The following is an 11526-nucleotide window of genomic DNA, read 5'->3' as shown; positions in this document are numbered from 1 at the left end:
ATTGTACAGGAAGCCGGATCGGGATGCATCGAAAAACATTGAAAAGAACCCCGCTTCCCTGATGGGAAGCGGGGCGGTAAGGGAAAGGCTCTGCGCTTGGAAGCCGCAGGCTCCCTTTATTCGGGCAGACGTTCCAGCGGATCCGTTGCCGGACCTTCGAGGACGTCGCCGGTATAAGAGAAGCGCGAACCGTGGCACGGGCAGTCCCATGAACGTTCGGCTTCGTTCCAGGCCGTCTCGCAGCCCATATGCGTGCAGGTGGTGTCGACCAGGAACAGTTCGCCTTTCGGATCGCGGTAAGCGCCGACCTTTTTGCCGTTGTGGCGGACCATGGCTCCCTGATCCGGTTCGAGATTGCTGATCTTCTCGTCGGCGCCGCCGAATTTGCCTTTGATCATTTCTTTGGCCATCTTCAAGCCGGTCACCACGGTCTGATTCAGACTCTTGTCGTTGAAGCGTCCCGGATTGAACGTATTCATATGCGGGTTGGAGCGGCGGATGACGTTATCGCGCAGCAGCAGTCCCGCAAACGTTCCGTTCGTCATGCCCCATTTGTTGAAGCCGGTCGCGATGAACGTGAACGGATAGTCGGAAGACAAAGGCCCGATATAAGGGATTTTGTCCAGCGTCGTAATATCCTGGGCCGACCAGCGGAACGGAATTTCGCGCGAGCCGAACGTTTCGCCGGCGAATTTTTCCAGAGCCAGATAATGGTCGAACGTGTTATCGTCTTTGCCTGTCGGATGGTTCTCGCCGCCCACGATCAGCACTTCCTCGCCTTCGAACACGGCGGAACGGATCGAACGCTTCGGATCGTCGATGCTCAGATACATGCCGCCGTGGAACGACGTTTCCGGTTTGACGGCCAGCGCATAGGAGCGTTCGACGGACAGGCGGGTGAAATAGCCGGCCGGAACGTTCCAGAACGGATAATGGGTAGTGACCACCATCTCGTTGCAGTAAATCCGGTGTTCGCCGTCAATGGTATAGGCTTCGATCGGTTTGCCGTATACGGCGCCTTCGATCGTCGTGTTTTCGTAGATCAATCCGCCGTTCTCGATGATTTTCTCCACGAGGAACTTGAGATATTTGAGCGGGTTGAACTGGGCCTGCCCGGGCATGGAGATAGCGCCTTTGGCTTCTACCGGGATCGGCAGGGCATCATGCCATTGACCCGGAATGCCCAGCTCCTGATACGCTTCGAATTCTTTGCGCAGATCGTCGAGTTTGTCGTCCTGGTTCGTATACAGGTAGGCGGTTTCTTCCTTGAAATCGCAGTTGATGCCGTTCTTCTTGACCATGTCGCGAATGAAATTCAGGCCTTCCATGTTCGCTTCATAGTAAGAACGGGCAATCTCGGGGCGGAAATTGGTCAGGAATTCGCTGTAGATCAGGCCGTGCTGGGCCGAAATCTTCGCTGTCGTATAGCCGGTCGTGCCATCCAGAATCTGTCCCGCGTCGACCAAGGCCACCTTGTAACCCTCAAGCGAGAGCAGGTAGGCGGTGGTAACACCCGCTATGCCCGCGCCGATTACAGCGGCATCGACCTTGATATCTTCGTGCATCTCGGGGAAGGTCGGCAGCGTGGTAACCGTTCTCCACATGGACCGTGGGTACCTTGGAAGTTCGGATGGAACGTTGAATTTTTCGCTCATGCTGGGGGTCCTCCTCGTTTCGCTCGGAATTGGTTGAACTCTACCTTTCTTATTTACCACCGCGGCGGATTAAGAAACGAAACGGCAGGCATTGAAGTCCGGCGAACACGATCAAACCTCGCTGCGAAGGTCGTATGGCAGGGGCAGACCGCCGCAAAAAAAGCTTGCCTTCCGCTGAAACGTCCGGTTAATATGGAGGCATACGACGACAAGGAGGTGAGACAAGGATGCGTAAAGAAATTTCGCTGACCGATTTATTTGTACAGCTCAATCAGCTGCCTCTGGCACTGAGCGGCATTGTTCATGTTCAAAACCGCAACGGGATCAGTCTGTCCAAATTTGAGCCTTCAACGCTGAAATTCGGTCAAGGCACCCGTCTGTCCGGAATTGAAAATGACCAGCGAAATGCCGCTCCTGTCTCGCGTCTGCGGATCGGGCCAGCGCTTTTCGCGCGGCCGACCTGCTATCCGCAGCCTTGACCGACGGGGAATATTCCGTCCGGTCGCACGGTTCCGGCTTGCCGGACCGCGCGTATTAGCGTCTGAGTCTTTATCCGAATACGAATTTCGAGGCCGCAGGGGGACATTTCCCCTGCGGCCTTTTTGCATACCCAAAATTCACCGATCCGTGCCCGCCTCCTCCCAAGGGAAGAAGCGGCGCAGCGAATCGGTGAAGATCCCGGTCTGCCTTCACGAAGCGGGGAAATGCGCCCTCCGGCCCGCGATGCGGACGGACGAAGCCAACCCATTACGGAAAAAGCGAAAGGATGAGCCTTGTGTTAATGATCAACTGCTATCAGGTAAAAAAGTTCTACGGAGCCGAGGAAGTGCTGAGCGAGGTTTCACTCGATATTTACGAAGGAGAAAAAGTCGGTCTGCTGGGCGGCAACGGGGCGGGCAAATCGACGCTGTTCCGTCTGCTGTCCGGTGCGGAGAAGCCCGACGAAGGCACGGTTTCCCTGCGCAGGGGCGCCGGAGTAGGCGTGCTGGACCAGATCCCGGACTACGGAGACCGCAGTGTCGAAGAAGTGCTGCTGGGCGTATTCGAACGGACCCTGGATCTTCAGACCCGGCTTCGGGAACTGGAAATGCAGATGAGCGATGCCGACGCCGGAAGACTCGAGCGGCTGCTGCGCGAATACGGGGAGGCCCAGGAAACGTTCGAGCGGGCGGGGGGCTACGAAATTCCGTCCAAAATCGATGCGGTAGCCTCGGGCCTCGGTATCCCCGGATCGCAGCGGCGGCGGCCGTTCTCGGAGCTGTCGGGCGGAGAAAAAACAAAAGTCGCGCTCGCGGCGCTGCTGCTGGGCGAAGCGGATCTGCTGCTGCTCGACGAGCCGACCAACCATCTCGATATGGAAGCGTCGGCTTGGCTGGAAAGTTTTATCCGGGATTCCGCGGCCACGATCGTCGTGGTCTCGCACGACCGGTATTTTCTGACGCAGACCGTGGAGAAAGTAATCGAGCTGGAGGACGGCGAAGCGACGGTGTATCCGTGCGGGTACACCAAATACCGGGAAGAAAAAGAAGCGCGTCTTCTACGTCAATTTGCCGAGTACAAAGAGCAGCAGAAGGTGATCAAGCAGATGAAAGAAGCGATCAAACGCTTGATCGAATGGGGCAAACAGGGCGACAATCCGAAGTTTTTCCGCAAAGCCGCCTCCATGCAAAAAGTGCTCGACCGCATGGAAAAGGTCAAGCGCCCCGTGCTGGAGAAGACTGCGATCGGATTGGCCCTGGAAACGGACGGGCGCACGGGGGAAGAAGTGCTGGTGCTCGAAGGCGTATCCAAGTCGTTCGGCAGCCGGGCCGTACTGGAGCAGGCGGACGCGCTGCTGCGGTATGGGGAGCAAACGGTGCTTGTCGGAGGCAACGGAGCGGGCAAAACGACGCTTATGCGCATGGTGCTGGGTCTGGAGAGTCCGGACGCGGGCGAACTTCGCCTCGGTTCCCGGGTTCGGATCGGCTATTTGGCCCAGGAAGAAGCGCCGCCGGCTGACCGCACCAGCGTGCTCGATTATTACAAAGAGCAGGCGGCCATGGAAGAAGGCGAAGCCCGCGGCCGGCTGGCCAAATTCCTGTTCTACGGCAAAGACGTATTCAAACCGGTGGCCGGCTTGTCGGGCGGCGAATGGAGCCGTCTGAGGCTTGCGGTGCTGATGCGGCAGAAACCGAATCTGCTGCTGCTCGACGAGCCGACCAACCATCTCGACATCGCGTCAAGAGAAGCGCTCGAGGAAGCGCTGGAAGAATACGACGGTACGATTCTGGCCGTGTCGCACGACCGGTTCTTCATCAACCGGATTGCGCGGCGCGTCTGGGCGCTGGAGGGAGGCGCACTTGGCAGCACGCTCGGCGGGTATGACGATTACCGCGCGGAGCGGCAGAAGGCGGAGCGCAGAAGCGCCGGGGACATGGATGCAGGGAACGTGAAGCAGGCCGCAGGCTCGCGGAGCGGACAGGGGGCGTCGGCCGTACCTGCCGGGCCGAAAGGCAGTGCCGGCGCAGCCGATGCGTCCGGCGAAGCGGGGCGGGGCGGCGAGCGGGTACACGGGAGCGGGGCGGCAGAGACGCACGGGCCGCCGCGGGCCGGCGCGAAGCCCGGCCGGGAAGCCGCGTCTTCGGGCGGCGGCCGGACACGCGCCGCGGCTCCGCGCCGCGATCCCGCGAAGCTGGAGCGGGAAATTGCCGAACTGGAAGTTCGCGCAGCGGAGCTTGGCGAAGCGCTGGCCGATCCGGCGCATGCGCTGGATGCGCAGCGCCTAAGCGAATGGCTGGCGGAGAAAGAAGCTTTGGACGCGCAGATCGACGCGCTGACGGAAGCTTGGATGGCCCTTGCGGACGTGTAGCCGGACGTCCCAAGCGGATCTGCAGCGGGCCGATGCGGAATAACTGCAGGACAGCAGTTATTCCGTGGCTTGTGCAAGATAAACGAGAAATAGCTGCACCCGGACCGCTATTTGGCGCAGTAAAGCCTGTAGAGGTCGAGATAGCTTCAAATAACGGCTTTCCTGCAGCTATTTGAACTTTAACGGACAAATTAAGCGAAATAGATGCCTATACGCAGTTATTTCGCCTGCAGCAGGGAAGCGCGCCGCAGCCCCGGTTCCCATGGCGCCGAAAAGGCCGTCCCTCAAGGGACGGCCTTTTCGAATGAGGACACCTTTCAAGCTGCGGGGTGTCCGATATGGATTCCGGTATCGGAGAGCGATTCCGTCCACCCGGTACAAGTACCGTACGGGGGATTAGAACAGTCCTTTGCCGGATGTGGTTCCTTCGTTTGTCAAGTTCGGCAGTGCGCCCGGGCGGGAGAACATGAAGTCCGGAGCCGGCTTGAGCATCGGTTTTTCGCCCATAGCCTGAGGCTTGGCCACGTATTCGAAGCTGCCTTCGTTGTCCGGAGCCGGTCCGCTGGCCCAAGGACCTTCGGCGCTTTCTTCTCCTTCGGAGAAGTTCATGTACTGATGCGAAACTTCCTGCAGCTCCAGTTCGCGAGGGAACGAAGCCGGTACGATTTTGCCTTCCATGGCTTCCAGCTCGGCGATAGCCGCCATCCACTGGTTCTGGTGCATCGTATCGCGTGCCAGCATGAAACTCATCATTTTGCGTACGCCGGGATCGGTCGTCATTTCGTACAGACGGGCGACCTGCAGGCGTCCTTGGGACTCGGCGTTAAGGTTCGCGCGGAAATCGGCAAGCAGGTTGCCGCTGGCTACGATGTAGCGCGAATTCCAAGGGAAGCCTACGCTGTCCGTCGGCGTTGCGCCGAGGCCGGACACGATCAGGTGCTGCGGGTTCATGCCGCCCAAAGCCGCTTCGATCAGCGGGTCTTTGGCCGCTTTTTCGAGCTGGTCGACCGGTGCGCCATCCAGCAGCTGCGCGATCATGGTGGTCAGCATCTCGACGTGGCCGATTTCTTCCGTACCGATATCCAGGAGCATATCGCGGTATTTCTGATCGGCGCGACAGTTCCAACCCTGGAACAGGTACTGCATCATTACCGACATTTCGCCGTATTGGCCGCCGAGCACTTCCTGAAGCTTTTTGGCGAAGATCGGGTCCGGCTTTTCCGGTCTGGCATGGTACTGGAGTTCTTTCATGTGAATAAACATTGCAATTCCTCCTCGCGATTGTAAAATCGATTTCTGGCTGACAGATTCGGTGACGATCGACTGTGCCGACGGAGATGCAAAAAGTTGAAAATATGGATTAAGAGTTCCTTTTTCCTGCTTCCGCTATTGTTTTACCCACCTCCGCGAGATTTAATCTTTTGCAGATCCAAAAAAGGGTTGCCGGGTGATTTGGAGAAATGAATAACAGGCAGGAACAGGAAAAAGAAAGAATACTCGCGGCTCGCGATAAAACGGCGGAGGCGAACAAATGGAAAGCGTAACGAAACGAAAATTGACGGCGGCAGAGATTGGGCGGATCAGCGAAAAAGCATTCGGCTGCGGCTGCGCACAATTTGAAGAATTGAACGAAGGCTGGGCGAACTCCGCCTACAAGCTGGAACTGGCCGACGGCCGTTTGGCCGTGCTCAAGGTTGCGGCGGAGTCCGAAGAAGGCCGGATGCGCTGCGAGCGGGGATTGATGCGAACCGAAGTCGAAGCGATGCGCCGCATCCAAGCATTGGGTACGGTTCCCCTGCCGGACATTTACAGCTACGATGACTCGAGAACGATTGTGCCCTGCGAATATTTTTTGATGGAAAACCTGACGGGAACCACCTACGACAAAGCGCGCGAAGAATTGTCCGAAGAAATCCGGGTTTCAATCGATACGCGGCTCGGCGGGTATTTCCGGCAGATCCACGGGATCGAAGGCCGGGAGTTCGGTTATTATCTGCCGAATGCTTCGAATGGCCCGGCATGGGACGGCGTGTTTATCGCGCTGATGCACGATGTCATGCAGGACGGCCGGGATGCGGGAGTCGAGCTTCCGATGGCGTACGAAGAGCTTGGCGTGCAGCTTGAACTCTGCCGGGACGCCCTGCGCGAAGTGAAGACGCCCCGCTTGATTCATTGGGATTCATGGCCGGGGAACGTATTCGTCCGAGACGGACAGGCACAGAGCCTGATCGACTTCGAACGGGCTTTATGGGCCGATCCGCTGATGGAATACGGCTTCGGCAAATTCGGTTATTCCCCGGCTTTTGAAGCGGGGTACAAAGCGGCCGACGCCGCGTTCGCTCCTAGGCTTCCGGAAGGAAGCGAACGCTCGCAGGCGGTACGCCGGGCGCTTTATCCGATGTATCTGGACCTCGTCATGCGTGTGGAATGCGATTATCGGGGGTTCGGCTCGGACCATACGCAGTGGGCCCACGACAATCTTCGGGACGGCTGGGAACGCTTCTTGCAAGCGGAGAAAAGCGTTTAAGCGGAATAAACGTTTAATTTTGTCCGACTGCGTTGCTTCGGCGGGCGTCCAATAGGTATAATGGGCGTTGTGCCGAAGCGGCGTTTTCGTTCGTTTTTGCCTGTTCTTTTTAATTTGCTTAATGGGTAAGTCTCGCAATCGCAGCGCTCCGCGTCCGCCCTTTGAAGGAACGCGGAGCGAAGAGAGGAAGGGAAGACGTGCTTTTCAATTCTTACGAGTTTATTTTTGCGTATCTGCCGGTCGTCTTTATCGGCTATTTCGCGCTGAACCGGTTCAAGCTCTACAACATGGCCAAGATCTGGATGGCGCTGGCTTCATTGTTCTTTTACGCCTATGAAGATGCCCGGTACCTGCCGCTGATTCTGGGCTCGATCGCGTTCAACTATATCGTCGGACGGGGTCTCAGCCATATCAACGCGGACGGAGTGAACCACAAAGGCCGCTGGCTGCTGATTCTTGGCGTAGTCGGTGACGTGGGACTGCTCGGCTATTACAAATACGCCGACTTCTTTATCGACAATTACAACGGACTGCTCGGACAGGACGCTTCGCTGCTGCATATCGTGCTGCCGCTCGGCATCAGTTTCTTCACGTTCACCCAGCTCGCCTACCTCGTCGACGCGTATCGCGGCAAGGTCAAAGAGTACAACATCGCCAACTACATTTTGTTTGTTACGTTTTTCCCGCATTTGATTGCCGGTCCGATTCTTCACCACAAAGAAATGATGCCGCAGTTCGACGACCCGGAAGGCAAACGGATCCGGGCCGACAATATTTCGCGCGGGATTTTCATTTTCTGTATCGGTTTGTTCAAAAAGGTCATTATTGCGGATCTGCTGGCCCCGATCGCAACCGCGGGTTTCGACAGCGGCCAGCCGCTGCATTTGGTGGAAGCCTGGACGACGTCGCTTGCCTACACCGGCCAGCTGTACTTCGACTTCAGCGCCTATTCCGATATGGCGATCGGCCTTGGCCTGATCTTCAACATCAAGCTGCCGGTCAACTTCAATTCGCCGTACAAAGGCACAAGCATCAAGGACTTCTGGGCGAGATGGCATATGACGCTCAGCCGCTTCCTGAAGGATTACATTTATATCCCGCTCGGAGGCAACCGCAAAGGCACGACGCGGACCTATATCAACTTGTTCCTGACCTTCCTGATCGGCGGATTCTGGCACGGAGCAGGCTGGACCTTTATCATCTGGGGAGCGATGCACGGAGCCGCGCAGGTCGTCCAGCGTCTGTGGCAGCTGACGGGCATCAAGATGAACAAGTATGTCGGCTGGTTTATTACGTTCAACTTCGTCAATATCGCCTGGGTCTTCTTCCGGGCGCAGCATTGGTCCGACGGTGTACGTATTCTCAAAGGCATGTTCGGAATGAGCGGCGTGATCCTGCCTCCGGATCTGCTGACCGCCGGCCTGCCGCTTGTCGCGGCTGCGCTGCTGATCGCTCTCTTCGCGCGCAACTCGATCGAATTGACGGAACGTTTCAAACCGACGTTCGGCCGGGCCGTATTCGCAGCTGCCCTCTTCATCGTCTCGCTTCTTTATTTCAACCAAATCAGCGAATTCCTCTACTTCAATTTCTGAATAAGGATTCGGTTCGTCATGGGGGAAGGTTATGGATAACAAAGGTTACCGCAAGTTTTTAATCAAATTCGCCGCCGCCACGCTGGTGTTCGCGCTGCTGGTCGGTTCGTTCATGTATATCGTCGATCCGCTTCAGATGTACCGGAAAGCGTCTTTTTACCCGGTGCTGTTCTCGTCGCAGGAACGTTATCAAAATGCCGGTCTTGCCCGCAGCTACGATTACGATACGATCGTTCTCGGCAGCTCGATGACGCAGAATTTCGTACCTTCGGATGTGGAGAGCGTGATCGGCGGGGAAGTGATGAAGCTGTCGATCGAAGGTTCGACCGCCATGGAACAAAGCACGGTCGGAAAGCTGGCCCTCGATACCGGAAAAGTAAAACGCGTCCTCTGGGGACTGGATTACTTTGCGATGCGTCAGGACCTGGATGCCGAGCCGGTCAATATGCCGATGTATATGTACGATAACAATCCGTTGAACGACTATGAGTATCTGTTCAATATTTCGAACGTCAAGCAGGCCGTCGGAGCGCTCACCCTGCCGGCCGACGATTACAAAGCGTACCGGAATCTCGATACGCTGCGCAACTGGGACAAGTCGGCCAAATACAGCCAGCAGGCCGTTTTGCAGACTTGGGAGAAAGCCCGGATCAAAGAGGTCGGATACGGCAAAAACGAGTTTTCCCTCGACAATGTGAAATCCGTGTTCGACAAGTATGTGCTGAGCCTAATCAAAGCCCATCCGGACGTCGAATTCACGTTTTATTATCCGCCGTACACGATTTTGCGTCAGCAGGTATGGGCGGAGACAAATCCGGTACGGGCCGAGAACCAATATGCGATGAAAAAGTATATGTTCGAGCAGTTCAGCCAGTATCCGAACGTCAAAGTGTACGATTTTCAGGAAGATACTTCGATCACCTACGATTTAAGCCAGTACAAAGACCTGTCCCACCACAGTCAGGCCGTCAATGAACGGATTATCCGCGAAATCGCCGAAGGCAAACATCTGGTGACGGCCGAAAACGTGGACAAGTTCAACGAAGAACTCGAAAGCCAGCTTGCGCATCTGGCCGTGGACATGGAGAGCGGCGCATTCAGCCTGTTCGTGTACGTCGACGGCAAGGAAGTGGAATTCGGCGTTCCGGCGCAGGTACGCGAAGGACGGATCCTGGTGCCGGTCAAAGAGCTGGCCGCAGCGCTTGGCGTGGAATTCGGCTTCGACGGTACAAGCGTCGTCAAGCTGCGCAAAGGCGAAGTTACGGCTACGCTGAACAAAGGCAGCGCCGAGATGGTCGTGCAAACCGGCGAGGACGCAGCCGGCGCCCGGACGATCGATCTCGGTTACGAGATGCAGAATCTCGGCGGCAGCATGATGGTGGCCGCTGAACCGACCGCCGAAGTGTTTGCAAAATCGCTCGAGGTGACCGAACCCGGGGATTACTTGAAAGAACTTCGGATCGAAACGAAATCTGCCGAATAGCAAAAGCGCCGTCAAACGGAATCTCTCCGTTTGACGGCGCTTTTTGTTTGTTTTTCCGCTGCTTATTCGGCTTCCTGCCTGCCGCCGGGCTCGGTCCCCGGCATAAACATCGGAGGCAGGGAGAGCAGCGAAGCGAGCTGGCGAAAGTGCTGTTGGTTGTTCAGCTCCTGCGACAGCTGCCAGCATTCGCGGACATGCGCCGCCGATTCGGCGGGGCGTCCCCGGCGGCGGTGGTAAATCGCCAGATGGTAATGCAGACTGGCGAAAGTGCTGCGGACGATCGGCTCCGGGTAATAATTGTCCGGCCTTTGCGCCAGATAAGTGTCGAGCGGGACGTAACGTTCTTCCAGCAGCCCGTCGATATCCGCTTCGTACCGGTTCGCGGCTTCCACCAGATTGACGAGGCCAAGCAGTGATTCGTTCGGATAGAGGTCCATGTATTCGGCGTACTGCGGCAGGATCGAGAAGTTGCCGAGCAGCAGTTCCAGATCGAGAGCATTCCCTGCCGCGAACACTTTGAATCGGGCGACTTCGGTCCGCCCGTCGTCGTCCATAATCTCGAAATTCTCCAGATTGCCGTAACGTTCCCCGTAAGGCCGGGCTTCCTCGTAGCGCCCTTGTCCGATGAGCGCCAGCTGTTTGTGGAGCAGAGCGCTGCCGTAATAGAACACGAGCGACTTGTTCGGCAGCGTCGGAGGGTCGTCCGGAAGAGACTGCATACCGGTTCGGCGCATCTCCTCGTACTGCTTCGAAGCGGCTTCGAACAGCTCGTCGGCCGCTGCTTCCATCTCGGGATATTTGCCCAGCTCGTAATATAGATTGCTCAGGCGGATCAGTGCATCGAGCTTCAGGCGGCCCGGCAGCAGAGAGCGGAAAGGCTCGAATTGTACGGCCGCTTTGAGATTCTCTTCGCCGTCGTCGCCGAGTCTGGCCCGCAGCAGGCGATAATGGCTGACCGACAGCCGCGCCGAACGCTGGTGTTTTTCATGCTCGATCACACTTTCGTAGAACGGCGCGGACTGAACGGATTTGCCGGCCATGAACAGTTCTTCGCCTTTTTCAAACACAAACGGGACATATTTCAGATCTTCAAGCAGCCGTTTGAGCACGCTGCGCACCAGATCGGTCCGGCCCAGCTCCGAACACGCAAGCAGAAAAGGTTCGATCCGCCGTCTGTTCGGTTTGCCTTCGTAAAAACATTCGCCGACATACTCGTCGAACAGCCAACCCGGCGGCATCCCAAGAGCTGTAGTGAGCGTTTCAAGCTGGTGAAAAGATACGGGTTTGGGAGGCGTGTTATTCAAAATGGCACTGAATACGCCTCGGTTGAGCCCCGATTTTTCGCTTAGTGTCGAGAAGTTATAGCCCTGTTTGGCCATTTCCTTTTCGATCGCCAAACGCAATTTGAACGATTTTTCCAT

At 56.9% G+C, this 11526-nt stretch carries 8 protein-coding genes; 5 read left to right on the top strand and 3 right to left on the bottom strand.

Annotated features, from left to right (window positions below):
* Nucleotides 1–116 precede the first annotated feature (116 nt).
* A complete protein-coding gene (locus HOP44_RS18530) occupies nt 117–1655 on the bottom strand; it encodes an FAD-dependent oxidoreductase (protein WP_172256119.1) in 1539 nt (512 codons plus the stop codon).
* A gap of 227 nt (nt 1656–1882) precedes the next feature.
* On the opposite strand from HOP44_RS18530, the gene HOP44_RS18525 reads away from it, so the two are divergent.
* Nucleotides 1883–2134 carry a hypothetical protein gene (locus HOP44_RS18525; RefSeq protein WP_172256117.1) on the top strand — a complete coding sequence of 84 codons (252 nt, stop codon included), beginning with the start codon at nt 1883–1885 and terminating at the stop codon, nt 2132–2134.
* Between the two features lie 302 nt (nt 2135–2436).
* Nucleotides 2437–4503: a ribosomal protection-like ABC-F family protein gene (gene abc-f, locus HOP44_RS18520; RefSeq protein WP_216667651.1), complete on the top strand. Its 2067-nt coding sequence runs from the start codon at nt 2437–2439 to the stop codon at nt 4501–4503.
* A gap of 396 nt (nt 4504–4899) precedes the next feature.
* Here the strand turns inward: abc-f and HOP44_RS18515 are convergent, their stop codons facing one another.
* Entirely contained in the window at nt 4900–5766 is an 867-nt protein-coding gene (locus HOP44_RS18515) for a manganese catalase (RefSeq protein WP_172256113.1), read from the bottom strand.
* A 268-nt stretch (nt 5767–6034) separates the two neighbouring features.
* On the opposite strand from HOP44_RS18515, the gene HOP44_RS18510 reads away from it, so the two are divergent.
* The 3 genes from HOP44_RS18510 to HOP44_RS18500 all read left to right on the top strand — a co-directional run bounded on the left by HOP44_RS18510 (nt 6035) and on the right by HOP44_RS18500 (nt 10105).
* Nucleotides 6035–7030 (top strand): phosphotransferase family protein, encoded by a 996-nt coding sequence (locus HOP44_RS18510; protein WP_172256111.1) that lies wholly within the window; start codon nt 6035–6037, stop codon nt 7028–7030.
* A 197-nt stretch (nt 7031–7227) separates the two neighbouring features.
* Nucleotides 7228–8622, top strand: a complete 1395-nt coding sequence (locus tag HOP44_RS18505; protein WP_172194718.1) for an MBOAT family O-acyltransferase — start codon at nt 7228–7230, stop codon at nt 8620–8622.
* A 31-nt stretch (nt 8623–8653) separates the two neighbouring features.
* On the top strand, nt 8654–10105 hold the full coding sequence (locus HOP44_RS18500; RefSeq protein ID WP_172256109.1) for a stalk domain-containing protein: 1452 nt from the start codon (nt 8654–8656) through the stop codon (nt 10103–10105).
* Nucleotides 10106–10167: 62 nt separating this feature from the next.
* Here HOP44_RS18500 and HOP44_RS18495 read toward each other — a convergent pair whose 3' ends face one another.
* On the bottom strand, nt 10168–11526 hold the full coding sequence (locus HOP44_RS18495; protein WP_172256107.1) for a helix-turn-helix domain-containing protein: 1359 nt from the start codon (nt 11524–11526) through the stop codon (nt 10168–10170).

Source organism: Saccharibacillus deserti (assembly GCF_013618475.1).
GTDB lineage: Bacteria > Bacillota > Bacilli > Paenibacillales > Paenibacillaceae > Saccharibacillus > Saccharibacillus deserti.
Note: the sequence above shows the minus strand (reverse complement) of the source record. Positions and strands in the feature narration are given on the sequence as shown.